Here is a 13895-nt window from a genome sequence, read left to right on the forward strand (position 1 = left end):
GCATCGTGTGCCCGCCGCCGGCCGCTGATCGCCGCCCCGGTATCCGCGTAGAGCCACCCCATGGAGTGGCGCTACCCTGGCGCGGATCAGCGCCTGGCCATTTCTTCTTCGATCTCATCGGCACTGCGCGCCAACGCCGCGGTCAGCACCTGATGGCCGTCCTCGGTGATCAGCACGTCGTCTTCGGTGCGAATCCCGATGCCGCGCCAGCGCGCTTCCACGCTGCGGTCGTCCGGTGAGACATACAGGCCGGGCTCGATGGTGAACACCATGCCCGGCTCCAGCATCCGCGAGTCCCCTGCCAAGCGGTAGTCGCCTACGTCATGCACGTCCAGGCCCAGCCAGTGCCCGGTCTTGTGCCGGTAGAAGCGCTGGTAATGCGCTTCGGCGATGTTCTCTTCCAGCGTGCCCTTGAGCAGGCCGAGCCGCAGCAGGCCCTCGGTCAAGGTCTCCACCGCGGCCAGATGGCCAGCCTCGTACGCATTGCCCGGGCGGGCCTGGGCCAGTGCCGCAGCCTGCGCCGCACCGACCAGATCATGCAGCGCGCGCTGCTCGGCGGTGAAGCGGCCATTGACCGGGAAGGTCCGGGTGATATCACTGGCGTAGCCGCGGTACTCGGCGCCGGCATCGATCAGGACCAGATCGCCATCGTGCGCGCGCGCGTTGTTGTCGCGGTAATGCAGGATGCAGCCGTTGGTACCGGCACCGACGATGCTGCTGTAGGCCGCACAGGCATCATTGGCACGGAACACACGCTCCAGATCGGCCTGCAGTTCGTACTCATGGATGCCCGGCCGCGCCACGTGCATCGCCGCACGGTGCGCCTGCACGCTGATGTCGGCAGCGCGCTGCATCACGGCGATTTCCGCGGTCGATTTGAACAGCCGCTGTTCGTGCAGCAGGTGGCCCAGCTCCAGGAATTCATGCGGCGGCTGCGCGCCATGCCGCACCTGCGAGCGCACCCGGTTGACCCAGCCGATCAGCTTGAGATCGAACTCGGCATCGCGGCCGAAGTGGTAGTACACCCGCGAGCGCCCTTCCAGCAGGCCGGGCAGGATGTCGTCCAGATCGTCGATCGGGTACGCATCGTCCATGCCGTACTGCGAAACCGCGCCTTCCTGGCCGGCGCGCGCGCCATCCCAGGCTTCGCGGTCGGCGTCGCGCTCGCGGCAGAACAGGATCACCTCGCCATGGCGACGGCCCGGGATCAGCACCAGCACGGCCTCCGGTTCCGGGAAGCCGCTCAGGTACCAGAAATCCGAGTCCTGGCGGAATGGATAATGCGTATCCAGGCTGCGCACCCGCTCGGATGCGGCCGGCAGCACCAGGATCGCGTCATCGCCGGCCATCTCCATCAACTGCTGGCGGCGGCGGGTGTATTCGGCGGCGGAGATGCCGGTCAGCTGCCGGATATCCATCTCAGTTCAAGCGCTGCCGGTGGCGCGCGGCCATCACACAGTCGCCGTGCAGCAGCAGCACCGCCACGCGGATGAACTCCTCGATCTCGGCCAGCGCGTCTTCATCGTCGTCGTTGCCGCTTTCGAAGTCTTCGCTGGAGGCCTGGGCCAGCTTGGCCAGATCGGTCAGGGCTTCATCGCCCTCTTCGGACAAGGCCGGCCGGTTCTGGCCCGAGCCCAGCCCGAAGCCGCCCAGGAACGCACGCGCCCAGGTGAACAGCGCATCGGCCTGCGCGGCGGTATCGCTGGCATCGCTCAGCAGCAGCTCGAAGGCGAAATCGCGGTCTTCCATCTGCGCTACGCTGGCATCGAGCAGGCGCGCCAGGGCGTCACCTTCGGCCGGGGTCGGCAGGTTGTCATCGGCCAGCACGCGGGCCGGCCATTCACGCACCGGCGCACCGCCGGCGGACAGCCAGCCGCAGAGGCCGCCGTGCAGTTCAGCGGCGCTGGCGCCCAGGCCCAGGGCCTGGCTGGCCTGGTTTACGTCGTCGACACTCGGGAGTTCGGTCATCTTGGGGCTACGGTTTGTGAGCGCCACAGTGTAGCAATCCACCTGTGTCCACCGGGTTGCCATGGCCCGCCCCGGCCCCCGCCCCGGCACCGGCGGGCCGACTGCCGGCAGGCCCCGTCATTATTCGCTTGACCGCCCCGTCCGCCCTTGCCTATGGTGCCGGACATGGAACCCGCCGACGCCATCGCCCAGTTGCAGGCCTTCGCCGCCCGCGTCGAGGCGTTGCTTGAGCGCAACGAACGCCTGGCCGACGAGAACCGCAGCCTGCGCCATCAGCAGGAGCAGCTGGTGGCCGAGCGCTCCCAGCTGCTGGCCAAGAACGAACAGGCCCGCTCCCGGGTCGAAGCGATGATCACCCGCCTCAAGTCCCTGGAGCAGCACACATGAGCCAGACCGAACCGGTCAGTGTCCGCATCCTGGATCGTGAATACACGGTGGGGGTGGGGGCCGAGGAACGCGAGAGCCTGACCGCCGCTGCCCGGCTGCTGGATGCCAAGATGCGCGAGATCCGCGGCAGCAACCGGATGGCCGCGGTCGACCGCGTCGCGGTGCTGGCCGCGCTGAACCTGGCCCACGAGCTGCAGCAGCTGCGTGATGAGCACGCCCGGCAGGCCATTGCCCTGCAGCAGACCCTGAGCGATCTCAATCGCCGCCTGGATCGGGCTTTCGACAGCGCGGGTTGATCCACGCGCCCGGTTCCACGCGGTGTTTGATTGCACACGTGCATCGCGCGGTCTTCATTGATCTGAATTGATGTGCAATTCGACCGACGAACGGACTGGTCGAATCGCACAAGAGGGCTATAATCCTCGTCGCGTTCTCTGCTGTGAACGACGGCGTGTGCAAACATTCGCCTTGTCCCTTAATTACGACCACGGGTGCGCGACGGCGCCGGGAGTGCAAGTCCGCCTTGTAGCGGGAAGCCCGATGGAACCCCAGCGTACCCACTTGAACCCCGGGTTCAAGGTCGTTTCGCATGCATCGTCACGGCGGAGAATGCAATATTCCAGCAAGAGCGGCGTTCCCTTGGGACGTCGCTCTTGTTTTATCCGCCTTTCCCGCACGCTCCGGACCCAGGCATGACCGACCCGCGCTCCGCACTGCGCCAGCAGCTGCGCCAACGCCGCCGTGATCTCCCCGCCGCCGTGCGCCTGGCCGCCGCCGAACAGTTGGCCGATGGCCTGCTCGCCCTTCCTTTCGCGCCCACGCAGGGCCATGTCGCCGGCTACTGGGCGATGGATGGCGAGATCGCGCTGCACCGCTGGCAGATGCAGTTGCCCGCCGGCCTGACCTACTGCCTGCCGGTCCTGCACGAGAAGACGCTGCGCTTCGCACCTTGGCGCCCGGGGCAGGCACTGACCACCAACCGCTTCGGCATCCCCGAACCCGATCTCGCGCTGGACGACACACTCGCACCGGAGCAGATGGCGCTGGTGGTCGCGCCACTGGTGGGTTTCGACGCACAGGGTCGCCGGCTGGGCATGGGAGGCGGCTGGTATGATCGCAGCTTCGCATTCCGCCACCAGCGCCCGGCCCCGCCGTGGCTGGTCGGGGTCGGCTTCTCGGTCCAGCAGGTCGATGACCTGCCGGTGCAACCCTGGGACGTCGCGGTGGATGCGATCTGCACCGACGTCTCCACCCTTGTCTGCGTACCGACCAACGGTCGGCACCTACCGTAATCAAAGACTCCGCATGACCGCACGCAAGCGCTACTGGCTGATGAAGTCCGAACCGGACGCCTTTTCCATCGACGATCTGCAGCGCGTGGGCCGTGAGCCCTGGAACGGCGTGCGCAACTACCAGGCGCGCAACTTCATGCGCGATGGGATGAAGGTCGGCGACGGGGTGATGTTCTACCACTCCAACACCAAGGTGCCGGGCATCGTCGGGCTGGCCACGGTGGCCAGCGAGGCCTACCCGGACGACACCCAGTTCGATCCCAAATCCGATTACCACGACCCCAAGGCGACCCGCGAAGAACCGCGCTGGATGCTGGTGGACGTGGCCTTCGAGCGCAAACTGCGCGACACCATTTCGCTGGATGAGATCAAGCTGCACGCCGATGCGCTGGGCGAAGGATTCCCGCTGACCGCGCGCGGCAACCGTCTCTCGATCCTCCCGGTGACCGCTGCGCAGTGGAAGCTGCTGCTGTCGCTGGAAAAGCACTGACCCCTTTCCTCCAAGAGTTGCCCGCCATGTCCGAAGCCAAGCGCCTGGCCGCTGAAAAAGCCATTGAATACGTCGAAGACGGCATGATCGTGGGGGTCGGCACCGGCTCCACCGTGGCCTACTTCATCGATGCCCTGGCCAAGATCCAGCACCGCATCAAGGGCGCCGTGTCCAGCTCGGACCAGAGCACCGCGCGCCTGAAGCAGCACGGCATCGAGGTGCTCGAGCTCAACCACACCGGCAACCTGTCGCTGTATGTGGATGGGGCCGACGAATGCGACGGCAACAAGAACCTGATCAAGGGCGGCGGTGCCGCGCTGACCCGCGAGAAGATCATCGCCGAGGCCAGCGAGCGCTTCGTGTGCATCATCGACCCGAGCAAGCAGGTCAAGGTGCTGGGCAAGTTCCCGCTGCCGGTGGAAGTGATCCCGATGGCCCGCAGCCTGGTCGCCCGCCGCATCATGGACATGACCGGCGGCCAGCCGGCCTGGCGAGAGGGCGTGGTCACCGACAACGGCAACGTGATCCTGGACATCCACCACCTGGAGATCACCGATCCGGTCAAGCTGGAGCGCGAGCTCAACCAGCTGCCGGGCGTGGTCAGCGTCGGCCTGTTCGCGCGCCGCCCGGCCGATGTGGTGATCATCGGCGGTGAGCCGCCGATCGTGATGTGATCCCGTGGCCGGCGCCCGCGCCGGCTGCCCCAACGAGGTACGCTCATGTCCCTGTTGCGCCTGCTGCCCCTGCTCCTGCTGTTCACCCTGGCCGGCTGTGCCAGCACCAACGCCCGTCACTGGGTGGAACTGGACGGCAACCGTTACCACGTTGAACTGGCCACCAACGACGATACCCGCGCCCGCGGGCTGATGTTCCGCGACCAGATGCCCGAGGACCACGGCATGCTGTTCATCCACGAACGCGAAGAACTGCAGGCGTACTGGATGAAGAACACCAAGATCGCGCTGGACATCCTCTACTTCGATGCGCAGCGCCGCCTGGTCAGCCAGCAGCGCGATGTGCCGCCGTGTTCGGCCGGCGATCGTTGCCCGCCCTACCCCAGCAGCGAGCCGGCCCGCTACGTGCTGGAACTCAACGCCGGGCAGGCCGAAAAGATGGCGCTCAAGGACGGCACCGAACTCACCTTCGGCCCCGGCATCGCCGACGGCAAATAAAAGTGCCCTGATAAACGCGCCGCGCCCTTGAATCGCGGCGCGTTTGTCGCCAGTCTTGTCCCATGCAGGGGCAGATCACATTGCCGACGTGGGACTCACTGGCCGAGCTGGATGACGAGGCGCTGCCGCTGTTGCCGACCGCGTTGCTGATCGCCCGGGACGAATACCCGGATCTGGACCCCGCCGTCTACGACGCGGTCCTGCAGAGTCACGCCGACCACCTGCGCACCGAGATCGCCACGATCGACATGTGGCCGCTGAAGATCGCCGCGGTCAACCGCCACCTGTTCGACGAGCTGGGCTACAGCGGCGACCACGGCGAGTACTACGACCCGCGCAACAGCTATCTGAACCAGGTCTTCGAACGCCGCCTGGGCAATCCGATCTCGCTGGCGCTGGTGCAGATGGAAGTCTCGCGCCGGCTCGGCATCCCGCTGGACGGGGTGTCCTTCCCCGGGCACTTCCTGGTGCGTCTGCCGCTCAACGACGGCGTGCTGGTGATGGACCCGTTCAACGGCGGCCGCCCACTGGGCGTGGAGGAACTGCGCGAACGCGCACGCTCACACCTGGGCGGTGAAGTCCCCGACGATGACGTGCTCGCGCAGATCCTGGACCCGGCCCCGGCACGCGCGATCCTGATGAGGATGCTGCGCAACCTGCATGGCGTGTACGTGGAACGCGGCGAATGGGACCGCGCCGCGCGCAGTGCCGACCGCCTGCTGAAGCTGGCACCCGAACAGGACGACGCGCTGCGCGATCGCGGCATGGCCTACCTGCAACTGGATTACGAGGCCGGCGCGCGCAACGACCTGGGGCTGTATCTCAAGCGCAATGCCAAGGCCAGCGATGCCCAGTTCGTGCGCGACAAGCTGGTCGGCCTCGGTGGCGTGGTGCCGCGCCTGCACTGACGGTGCCGCGACGCGGCGCCTGGCGGTGCCTCAGTCGACCTCGACCATTTCGAAATCATCCTTGGTCACGCCGCAGTCCGGGCACGTCCAGGTATCAGGGATGTCTTCCCAGCGCGTGCCCGGGGCGATGCCCTCGTCCGGCAGCCCGTCTTCTTCCCGGTACAGGAAGCCGCAGACAACGCACATCCAGGTGCGGAAGGTGGTGGCGGTTGCGTCGGTCATCGGATAATCACGGCGGGACAAGAGCTGACAGCGCTCATTGTCCCACTCCCGTTGCGCTACCGGTAGCCATTGATGAATCACGCTTCAGCCCCCACGCCGCCCCGCGGCGTCTACCTCATCACCCCCGACGAGCCCGATACCGCGCGGCTGCTGGCGCGCACCGCGCCGCTGCTGGCGGCCGGCGCCACCTGGCTGCAGTACCGCAACAAGAGCGCCGATGTGGCCCTGCGCCACGCCCAGGCCGCTGCGCTGCAGGGCCTGTGCCAGCTGTACGCAGTGCCGTTGCTCATCAATGACGACGTGGCCCTGGCCCAGGCGGTCGGCGCGGCCGGTGTGCACCTGGGCGAGGACGATGGCGATATCGCCGCCGCCCGTGCCCTGCTCGGCCCGGACGCCCTCATCGGCGCCTCCTGCTATGACACCCTGGCGCTGGCCGAGCGCGCGGTCGCCGCTGGCGCCAGCTACGTCGCCTTCGGGGCCTTCTTCCCCAGCACCAGCAAGGCCACCACCCGCCGCGCCCCACCGGACCTGCTGCGGCAAAGCGCCGCACTCGGGGTGCCCCGGGTGGCGATCGGCGGGCTGAGCCCGGACAATGTGGCACCGCTCATCGCTGCCGGCGCCGATCTGGTTGCCGTCATCAGCAGCGTGTACGCCGCGCCCGACCCGGTCGCCACGCTGCACGCCTACCTCGCTTGCTTCCAGGATACGACCGCATGAACCACGACCAGTCCCACGCCCTGTTCACCCGCGCCCAGAAGCTGCTGCCGGGCGGCGTCAACTCGCCGGTGCGCGCGTTCAAATCGGTCGGTGGCGAGCCGTTCTTCGTCAAGCGCGCCGATGGCCCCTACCTGTACGACGTGGACGACAACCGCTACATCGATTACGTCGGCTCCTGGGGCCCGATGATTGTTGGCCACAACCACACCGCCGTGCGCCAGGCGGTCAAGCAGGCGATCGGCAACGGTCTGTCCTTCGGCGCGCCGTGCGAAGCCGAAGTCACCATGGCCGAAACCCTGACCCGGCTGGTGCCGTCCTGCGAGATGGTGCGCATGGTCAACTCGGGCACCGAGGCCACGCTGTCGGCGATCCGGCTGGCACGCGGCGCCACCGGCCGCAGCCGCATCGTCAAGTTCGAAGGCTGCTACCACGGCCACGGCGACTCGTTCCTGGTCAAGGCCGGCAGCGGCATGCTGACCTTGGGCGTGCCGACCTCGCCGGGTGTCCCGGCCGGGCTGAGCGAACTCACCCTGACCCTGCCCTACAACGATGTCGAAGCGGCCACCGCGCTGTTCGCCGAACAGGGCGAGCACATCGCCGGGCTGATCATCGAGCCGGTGGTGGGCAACGCCAACTGCATCCCGCCGCGCGAGGGCTACCTGCAGCACCTGCGCGCACTGTGCACGCAGTACGGCACGGTGCTGATCTTCGATGAAGTGATGACCGGCTTCCGCGTGGCGCTCGGTGGCGCGCAGGCGCATTACGGCGTTACCCCGGACCTGACCACCTTCGGCAAGATCATCGGCGGCGGCATGCCCGTGGGTGCCTACGGTGGTCGTCGGGAGCTGATGTCGCAGATTTCCCCGGCCGGCCCGATCTACCAGGCCGGCACGCTGAGCGGCAATCCGGTGGCCATGGCAGCCGGCCTGGCGATGCTGGAACTGGTGCAGGAACCGGGCTTCCATGATCGCCTGAGTGCTTCGGCCGCGCGCCTGTGCGCGGGGCTGGAAGCGGCAGCGGCGGACGCAGGCGTGGCAGTGACCACCACCCAGGTCGGCGCGATGTTCGGCCTGTTCTTCACTGACCAGAAGGTGGAAACCTACGCCCAGGCGACCGCGTGCGACATCACCGCGTTCAACACCTTCTTCCACGCGATGCTGGAGCGCGGCGTGTTCCTCGCCCCCTCGGCGTATGAAGCCGGCTTCCTGTCCAGCGCACACGACGACAGCATCATCGAGGCAACGCTCGAGGCCGCGCGCGAAGCGTTCAAGGTCGTCAAAGGCTGATCAAATAATGGGGACGGGGGTAGTTAATAATTACCCCCGTCCCCGTTAAATATTGATTGCTTCAACCGAACACGAAACGGCCTTTCATCATGGCGAAGTGGCCCGGGAACGAGCAGAAGAAGGTGTAGTCGCCGCCCTTGGTCAGCTTGGCGGTGGAGAAGGTGACGCTGGTGCTTTGTCCACCGCCGATCACCGGGGTATGCGCCAGCACGCGCGCATCGCCCTTGGGCAGGTAGCTGTCGGCCAACGTGGTGCGCATGCCAGCCATCGCCACCGGCTGGTAATCCGCGGCGCGGGTCAGTACCCAGTTGTGGCCCATCGCGGTCGCCGCGAGCTTGCCGGTGTGGCGCAGGGTCAGCTTCACCTGGGTGCAGTCCGCGGCAACCTTGAGTTCCTTCTGGCTGAAGCTCATCTGGTCGGTACTGTCGATGGCGATCGCGCAGACACGCGCATGGGCGGCCGGGGCCAGCATCAGGCCGGCAAGCAACACGGGGGCAAGCAGTTTCAAGGCGATCTCCATCAGGCAGTCCCCGCGATTCTAGTGACCGCCCGTGCAGGCGACGTGCGACGCGATGTCGCAGCGCAGGCCCCGGCTGGGTTACGGTCAGCCCTGGACCTGGACGAGACTTCCCCATGCCGCGTGTGATCGAGTGCCTGCTGCTGGATTTCGATGGCGTGCTGGTGCGCTATGCGCGGCACCTGCGTGTGCGCCATCTGGCCGCCAGCATCGGCTGCAGCGCGGCGCAGGTGCAGACGGCACTGTTCGACAGTGGGCTGGAACGCGCCTACGACAGCGGCATGGCGACCGACGCCTACCTGCAGCAACTGGGCGATGCGCTGCAGGCCACGATCAGCATCGCGCAGTGGCAGGCCGCGCGCCTCGTGGCATGCATCCCGGAGACTGGCGTCATCGAACGCGTGGCACGGATCGCGCAGGCACTGCCGATCGGGATCCTGACCAACAACGGCGCGCTGATGGCGCAGACGATTCCACAGCTCCTTCCGACCCTGGCCGATGCGCTGCACGGCCGCATCCTGTGCAGCGGTGCGCTGGGCGGGCGCAAGCCGGATCCGGCGATATTCGCCAAGGCGGTGACGCTGCTCGGCGCACGTGCCGAGCGCACGCTGTTCATCGATGACCTGTTCGTCAACGTGCGCGGGGCACGGCTGGCCGGCCTGCAGGCCGAGACCGCAACGGACAGCCGCGCGTTCGGCAAGATCATGAAGCGATACGCCCTGACCTAGCGCCGACCGTTGGTCGGCTGCGTTCGCCCCAGAACACCAGCAGCCGACCAGCGGTCGGCTCTACCATCGCCAGCAAAAGCAGCCGACCAACGGTCGGCTCTACCGCCGTTGGCTAGCGCGACGCGATGAACGACTGCACGGCCGCGCGCAGACGCTTCAGGCCTTCGGCGATTTCTTCATCGGTGATGTTCAGCGACGGCACGAAGCGCAGCACATCCGGCCCGGCCTGCAGGGTCAGCAGGCCGTGTTCGGCGGCGTGATCCAGGAGGGGACCGGCCTGGCCGGCGAAATCCTTGTCCAGCACCGCACCCAGCATCAGGCCGCGACCGCGGACCTGGCTGAACACCTTGAACTCGTCGTTGATCTTGCCCAAACCATCGCGCAGCGCCTGCGACTGACGGCTCACGTTGTGCGCGATCTCCGGTGAGGACAGCTTGCGCAGCGCCACCCGGGCGACGGCCGCGGCCAGCGGATTGCCACCAAAGGTGGTGCCGTGCGCGCCGAACTGCATCACCTCGGCCACCTTCGGGCCGGCCAGCATCGCGCCGATCGGGAAGCCGCCGCCCAGTGCCTTGGCCAGGGTGACGATGTCTGGTTTGATGTTGTCCTGCCAGTGCGCGAACAGGGTACCGGTGCGGCCCATGCCGGCCTGGATCTCATCCAGCACCACCAGCGCATTGTGCTGGTCGCACAGCTCCCGCACGCGCTGCAGGAAGCCCGGCTTGGCCGGCATCACGCCGCCCTCGCCCTGGATCGGCTCCAGCATCACCGCGGCCACATCGCCGGCGGCCATCGCGGTCTCCAGCTGCACCTCATCGTTGAAATCGACATAGCGGAAGCCACCGGGCAGCGGCTCGTAGCCTTCCTGGTACTTCGGCTGGGCAGTGGCGGTCACCGCCGCCAGCGTGCGGCCGTGGAAGCTGCCGCGGAAGGTCACGATCACCCGCTGGTGCGCCGGGCGGCCCAGCGAAGAGGCCCACTTGCGGACCAGCTTGATCGCCACTTCATTGGCTTCCGCGCCGGAGTTGCACAGGAACACGCGCTCGGCGAAGCGCGAGGCGGTGACCAGTTCTTCGGCCAGGCGCAGCGGCGGCTCGCTGTAGAACACGTTGCTGGTGTGCCAGAGCTTGCCGGCCTGCTCGATCAGCGCGGCGGTGAGGTCCGGATCGTTGTGGCCCAGGCCACACACCGCGATGCCGGCGGCCAGATCGATGAATTCGCGGCCCTGGTTGTCCCAGACGCGCGCGCCCTGGCCACGTTCGAGCACCACCTGGCGCGGTTTGTAGACCGGCAGGTAGTAATGCGACAGGGACAACAGCGGATCGGTGGCAGCGGCAGTCATGGCGGTCAACGGCTCAGGAAAGATCCCATTCTCGCGCTTTGGGCCGGTGGGGCACAATGCGCCCCATGCGACCGTTCACTGCCCCCCAGCTCAACCCCGCCACCGACTCCGGCTGGCGCCGCCAGTGGTTCGACATCATCTACCGCCACGACACCCGGCCCTCGCGCAATTTCGACCTGCTGCTGGTCTACGCGATCATCGCCAGCGTGGTGGTGGTCATGTTCGACAGCGTGCAGCGCTTCCATGCGGCCTATGCCGACTGGCTGTACGTGCTCGAATGGGGGTTCACGATCCTGTTCACCGGCGAATACCTGCTGCGGCTGGTGGTGGTCAAACGCCCGCTGCGCTACGCATTCAGCATCTGGGGCATCATCGATCTGGCCTCGATCCTGCCGACCTACCTGTCGCTGTTCATCCCCGGCGCGCAGAGCCTGCTGGTGGTGCGCGCGCTGCGCATCCTGCGGGTATTCCGGATCCTCAAGCTGACCCGCTACATCGAAGAAAGCGGCGTGCTGATGGAGTCGCTGTGGCGCAGCCGCCGCAAAGTGCTGTTGTTCCTGTTCACGGTCATCACCATCACCATCATCGCCGGCACCATGATGTATGTGATCGAAGGCCCCAACCACGGCTTCACCAGCATCCCCAGCAGCATGTACTGGGCGGTGGTGACCATGGCCACGGTGGGCTTCGGCGACATCGTGCCGCAGACCGTGCTGGGCCGCTTCGTCACCTCGGTACTGATCCTGATCGGCTACAGCATCATCGCGGTGCCGACCGGGATCTACACCGCCGAACTGGCCAACACCATGCGTGATGCCGAGCATGCCGCGCGCCGGGATGCGCGCGGCTGCCCGCACTGCGGGCTGGAAGGGCACGAACCGGATGCCCTGCACTGCCGCCACTGCGGCGACAAGCTGCCCCCGGTCTTCAACGTGTGATCACCGCGGGGCGGGCCGCCTGGCAGCCCGCCGCGCGCCCGCTCAGCGTGCGCCGCTGGACTGCGCCAGGCGGTTGCTCATGTCGACCAGGTCGTTGTAGCTGACCAGCAACGCTTCGGCCGAGCCCTGCGGGTTGTTGATCCGGCCGCCGCTCTGGATCAGCATCTGCTCGCTGCGGGTGTACGGCTTCTTTGACTCGACGCGCTCGATACGGCGACCGGCATCACGGGCCAGCGTATCGGCCGCACGCTCCACGTGCCCCCACATCGCATCGCCCTTGCCGACCTTGTCATCCTGCGCCTGCTGCAGCAGCGCCTGGAACGCGGTGAGCTGGGTGCGGGCCACGGCCAGGTCCGGCGCCTCGGTGTTGAGCAGTTGGGTCAGCTGCTTGCCATCACCGAGGATCTTGATCTGGTAGTACGCCATCGAACGGCCTTCAGAGGCTTCAATCTCCTTGAGCTGTTCGGCACGGCGTTCGTCTTCGCGCTTTTCCAGTGCGGCATCCAGCGCGGTGCCTGCATCGAAGAAGGCCATGTAGGCCTTCATCAACGGCGCATGCTGGGTGCGCATCCCGGCATGGTCATCGCGCAGGTAGTCCTCGCGGCTGTAGTAACGGTCGGCCTGCTCGATCAAGGCGTACAGGTCGACGAAGGTCTTCTGGTAATTGCTGGCTGCCGGATCCAGTGCCGGCTCGGCCGGCGTCATCGCCAGCGCGGCCACCATCGGGGCGTTGCACGCGTCCACGCGATGCGACAGCACCGTACCCGGCCCACGCACCTTTTTCTCGTTGCCGGTCGGGCCGGCCTCCGGGTCCTGCATCCAGCCGATGTACTGCTGGAAGCCTTCGTGGATCGGCTGTTCAACGGCATTGAAGCAGGCGATGTAGGCGTTCACCTTCTCCACGCCCTGGGTATCGGCGACGCTGCCCGGCCCCTTGCCGCAGGCGCCGAGCAGGCTGATCAGGGCAATGGCGGCGGCAAGCGGCGCGGTCCGTGTGCGGAATGACATGCGAGTGTCCATACAAATTGGGGCCCGCACCTTAACAGCCCGGTGTGTGCAGCCGCTGTCATCGCACGCCGGGCGCGCGTCACTCCAGGAACAGATCCGGCATCAGCGGGCGCGATGGATCAACGGCGTAGCCGCTCAGATCGGTGATGCCGGCCTGCGCCAACACCTCGTCATCGAGCAGGAACTGTCCGCTGAAACCGGCCGCCTCACGGCACAGCACCGCGTGCGCGGCATCGGCCAGAATCGCCGGCGTGCGGCAGCCCCCGATGTCCACGCCGGGAATCATGTTGATCGCATCGGTGGCGATCACCGTGCGCGGCCACAACGCATTGACCGCCACGCCCTGCGGGCCGAACTCGGCCGCCAGGCCGAGGGTGACGAAGCTCATGCCCATCTTGGCCAGCGTGTAACCGGTGTGCGGGGCCCACCATTTCGGGTCCAGGCTCGGCGGTGGTGCCAGCGTGAGAATGTGCGGGTTGGGCGCCTGCAGCAGGTGCGGCAGGCAGGCCTGCGCGCACAGGAAGCTGCCGCGCGAATTGACCTGCTGCATCAGGTCGAAGCGTTTCATCGGCGTGTCCAGCGTGCCACGCAGCCAGATAGCGCTGGCGTTGTTGATCAGGATGTCGATGCCACCGAAGGTATCCACGGTAGCGGCGACGGCCGCGCGCACCTGGTCTTCTTCGCGGATGTCGCACTTCAGTGCCAGCCCCTGCCCGCCTGCGGCGGTCACTGCCTCGGCAGCACTGTGGATGGTGCCGGGCAGCTTCGGATTGGGCACCGAGGACTTGGCCGCGATCGCGATGTTGGCGCCGTCGCGTGCTGCACGCAGCGCAATGGCCAGGCCGATACCGCGCGAGGCGCCGGTGATGAACAGGGTCTTGCCTTGCAGACTGGCCATGCGCGGAATTCCTTGGATGCGA

General features: G+C 67.1%; 18 protein-coding genes and 1 other RNA gene. 12 read left to right on the forward strand and 7 right to left on the reverse strand.

Annotated elements, in window-relative coordinates; translation table 11 throughout:
* Nucleotides 1–86: 86 nt before the first annotated feature.
* Both AC1DIQ_RS04375 and AC1DIQ_RS04380 read right to left on the reverse strand, forming a co-directional pair.
* On the reverse strand, nt 87–1412 hold the full coding sequence (locus AC1DIQ_RS04375) for an aminopeptidase P N-terminal domain-containing protein (protein ID WP_121041208.1): 1326 nt from the start codon (nt 1410–1412) through the stop codon (nt 87–89).
* A gap of 7 nt (nt 1413–1419) precedes the next feature.
* A complete protein-coding gene (locus AC1DIQ_RS04380; protein WP_121039475.1) occupies nt 1420–1968 on the reverse strand; it encodes a UPF0149 family protein in 549 nt (182 codons plus the stop codon).
* 165 nt (nt 1969–2133) lie between these two features.
* Here AC1DIQ_RS04380 and AC1DIQ_RS04385 point away from each other — a divergent pair, with 165 nt between their 5' ends.
* The 8 genes from AC1DIQ_RS04385 (at nt 2134) to AC1DIQ_RS04420 (ending at nt 6217) form a co-directional block, all read left to right on the forward strand.
* Nucleotides 2134–2355, forward strand: coding sequence for a TIGR02449 family protein (locus AC1DIQ_RS04385; RefSeq protein WP_121041210.1), 222 nt, complete (start codon nt 2134–2136; stop codon nt 2353–2355).
* Entirely contained in the window at nt 2352–2651 is a 300-nt protein-coding gene (locus AC1DIQ_RS04390) for a cell division protein ZapA (RefSeq protein WP_019183856.1), read from the forward strand. The genes AC1DIQ_RS04385 and AC1DIQ_RS04390 overlap by 4 nt, the downstream gene beginning before the upstream one ends.
* Nucleotides 2652–2783: 132 nt before the next feature.
* A non-coding RNA gene (gene ssrS, locus AC1DIQ_RS04395) (6S RNA) lies at nt 2784–2968 on the forward strand.
* Nucleotides 2969–3047: 79 nt separating this feature from the next.
* The gene (locus AC1DIQ_RS04400) at nt 3048–3647 is read left to right on the forward strand and encodes a 5-formyltetrahydrofolate cyclo-ligase (protein ID WP_121039478.1); all 600 of its coding nucleotides are present in this window, start codon (nt 3048–3050) and stop codon (nt 3645–3647) included.
* Between the two features lie 13 nt (nt 3648–3660).
* Entirely contained in the window at nt 3661–4137 is a 477-nt protein-coding gene (locus AC1DIQ_RS04405; protein WP_121039481.1) for an EVE domain-containing protein, read from the forward strand.
* A 26-nt stretch (nt 4138–4163) separates the two neighbouring features.
* Nucleotides 4164–4811, forward strand: coding sequence for a ribose-5-phosphate isomerase RpiA (gene rpiA / locus AC1DIQ_RS04410; RefSeq protein ID WP_121039484.1), 648 nt, complete (start codon nt 4164–4166; stop codon nt 4809–4811).
* Between the two features lie 45 nt (nt 4812–4856).
* A complete protein-coding gene (locus AC1DIQ_RS04415; RefSeq protein WP_121039487.1) occupies nt 4857–5309 on the forward strand; it encodes a DUF192 domain-containing protein in 453 nt (150 codons plus the stop codon).
* A gap of 62 nt (nt 5310–5371) precedes the next feature.
* The gene (locus tag AC1DIQ_RS04420) at nt 5372–6217 is read left to right on the forward strand and encodes a SirB1 family protein (RefSeq protein ID WP_478049478.1); all 846 of its coding nucleotides are present in this window, start codon (nt 5372–5374) and stop codon (nt 6215–6217) included.
* Nucleotides 6218–6247: 30 nt separating this feature from the next.
* Here the strand turns inward: AC1DIQ_RS04420 and AC1DIQ_RS04425 are convergent, their stop codons facing one another.
* On the reverse strand, nt 6248–6439 hold the full coding sequence (locus AC1DIQ_RS04425; protein WP_121039493.1) for a rubredoxin: 192 nt from the start codon (nt 6437–6439) through the stop codon (nt 6248–6250).
* 72 nt (nt 6440–6511) lie between these two features.
* Here AC1DIQ_RS04425 and thiE point away from each other — a divergent pair, with 72 nt between their 5' ends.
* Nucleotides 6512–7156, forward strand: a complete 645-nt coding sequence (thiE, locus tag AC1DIQ_RS04430; RefSeq protein ID WP_152152559.1) for a thiamine phosphate synthase — start codon at nt 6512–6514, stop codon at nt 7154–7156.
* Nucleotides 7153–8442: a glutamate-1-semialdehyde 2,1-aminomutase gene (hemL, locus tag AC1DIQ_RS04435; RefSeq protein ID WP_152152561.1), complete on the forward strand. Its 1290-nt coding sequence runs from the start codon at nt 7153–7155 to the stop codon at nt 8440–8442. The genes thiE and hemL overlap by 4 nt, the downstream gene beginning before the upstream one ends.
* 61 nt (nt 8443–8503) lie before the next feature.
* Here the strand turns inward: hemL and azu are convergent, their stop codons facing one another.
* Nucleotides 8504–8962 carry an azurin gene (gene azu, locus AC1DIQ_RS04440; protein ID WP_152152563.1) on the reverse strand — a complete coding sequence of 153 codons (459 nt, stop codon included), beginning with the start codon at nt 8960–8962 and terminating at the stop codon, nt 8504–8506.
* A gap of 113 nt (nt 8963–9075) precedes the next feature.
* Here azu and AC1DIQ_RS04445 point away from each other — a divergent pair, with 113 nt between their 5' ends.
* Nucleotides 9076–9687, forward strand: coding sequence for an HAD-IA family hydrolase (locus AC1DIQ_RS04445; RefSeq protein ID WP_282259115.1), 612 nt, complete (start codon nt 9076–9078; stop codon nt 9685–9687).
* A 112-nt stretch (nt 9688–9799) separates the two neighbouring features.
* Here AC1DIQ_RS04445 and AC1DIQ_RS04450 read toward each other — a convergent pair whose 3' ends face one another.
* Nucleotides 9800–11029, reverse strand: a complete 1230-nt coding sequence (locus AC1DIQ_RS04450; protein WP_121039509.1) for an acetylornithine transaminase — start codon at nt 11027–11029, stop codon at nt 9800–9802.
* 65 nt (nt 11030–11094) lie between these two features.
* Between AC1DIQ_RS04450 and AC1DIQ_RS04455 the strand changes: the two genes are divergently transcribed.
* Nucleotides 11095–11967 carry an ion transporter gene (locus AC1DIQ_RS04455; RefSeq protein ID WP_121039512.1) on the forward strand — a complete coding sequence of 291 codons (873 nt, stop codon included), beginning with the start codon at nt 11095–11097 and terminating at the stop codon, nt 11965–11967.
* A gap of 42 nt (nt 11968–12009) precedes the next feature.
* On the opposite strand, the gene AC1DIQ_RS04460 is transcribed toward AC1DIQ_RS04455, so the two are convergent.
* Both AC1DIQ_RS04460 and AC1DIQ_RS04465 read right to left on the reverse strand, forming a co-directional pair.
* Nucleotides 12010–12975: a YiiG family protein gene (locus tag AC1DIQ_RS04460; RefSeq protein WP_478049479.1), complete on the reverse strand. Its 966-nt coding sequence runs from the start codon at nt 12973–12975 to the stop codon at nt 12010–12012.
* Nucleotides 12976–13054: 79 nt separating this feature from the next.
* A complete protein-coding gene (locus AC1DIQ_RS04465; RefSeq protein ID WP_152152570.1) occupies nt 13055–13873 on the reverse strand; it encodes an SDR family oxidoreductase in 819 nt (272 codons plus the stop codon).
* Between the last annotated feature and the right edge of the window lie 22 nt (nt 13874–13895).

Source organism: Stenotrophomonas sp. 05L413 (genome assembly GCF_056397945.1).

What these genes read in the sequence shown, in the direction of transcription:
- AC1DIQ_RS04405 (WP_121039481.1), top strand. Translation starts at nt 3,661, where the DNA reads ATGACCGCACGCAAGCGCTACTGGCTGATGAAGTCCGAACCGGACGCC.
- hemL (WP_152152561.1), top strand. Translation starts at nt 7,153, where the DNA reads ATGAACCACGACCAGTCCCACGCCCTGTTCACCCGCGCCCAGAAGCTG.
- AC1DIQ_RS04455 (WP_121039512.1), top strand. Translation starts at nt 11,095, where the DNA reads ATGCGACCGTTCACTGCCCCCCAGCTCAACCCCGCCACCGACTCCGGC.
- AC1DIQ_RS04460 (WP_478049479.1), bottom strand. Translation starts at nt 12,975, where the DNA reads ATGTCATTCCGCACACGGACCGCGCCGCTTGCCGCCGCCATTGCCCTG.
- AC1DIQ_RS04450 (WP_121039509.1), bottom strand. Translation starts at nt 11,029, where the DNA reads ATGACTGCCGCTGCCACCGATCCGCTGTTGTCCCTGTCGCATTACTAC.
- AC1DIQ_RS04420 (WP_478049478.1), top strand. Translation starts at nt 5,372, where the DNA reads ATGCAGGGGCAGATCACATTGCCGACGTGGGACTCACTGGCCGAGCTG.
- AC1DIQ_RS04380 (WP_121039475.1), bottom strand. Translation starts at nt 1,968, where the DNA reads ATGACCGAACTCCCGAGTGTCGACGACGTAAACCAGGCCAGCCAGGCC.
- AC1DIQ_RS04465 (WP_152152570.1), bottom strand. Translation starts at nt 13,873, where the DNA reads ATGGCCAGTCTGCAAGGCAAGACCCTGTTCATCACCGGCGCCTCGCGC.
- AC1DIQ_RS04445 (WP_282259115.1), top strand. Translation starts at nt 9,076, where the DNA reads ATGCCGCGTGTGATCGAGTGCCTGCTGCTGGATTTCGATGGCGTGCTG.
- azu (WP_152152563.1), bottom strand. Translation starts at nt 8,962, where the DNA reads ATGGAGATCGCCTTGAAACTGCTTGCCCCCGTGTTGCTTGCCGGCCTG.
- AC1DIQ_RS04400 (WP_121039478.1), top strand. Translation starts at nt 3,048, where the DNA reads ATGACCGACCCGCGCTCCGCACTGCGCCAGCAGCTGCGCCAACGCCGC.
- AC1DIQ_RS04425 (WP_121039493.1), bottom strand. Translation starts at nt 6,439, where the DNA reads ATGACCGACGCAACCGCCACCACCTTCCGCACCTGGATGTGCGTTGTC.
- rpiA (WP_121039484.1), top strand. Translation starts at nt 4,164, where the DNA reads ATGTCCGAAGCCAAGCGCCTGGCCGCTGAAAAAGCCATTGAATACGTC.
- thiE (WP_152152559.1), top strand. Translation starts at nt 6,512, where the DNA reads ATGAATCACGCTTCAGCCCCCACGCCGCCCCGCGGCGTCTACCTCATC.
- AC1DIQ_RS04390 (WP_019183856.1), top strand. Translation starts at nt 2,352, where the DNA reads ATGAGCCAGACCGAACCGGTCAGTGTCCGCATCCTGGATCGTGAATAC.
- AC1DIQ_RS04415 (WP_121039487.1), top strand. Translation starts at nt 4,857, where the DNA reads ATGTCCCTGTTGCGCCTGCTGCCCCTGCTCCTGCTGTTCACCCTGGCC.
- AC1DIQ_RS04385 (WP_121041210.1), top strand. Translation starts at nt 2,134, where the DNA reads ATGGAACCCGCCGACGCCATCGCCCAGTTGCAGGCCTTCGCCGCCCGC.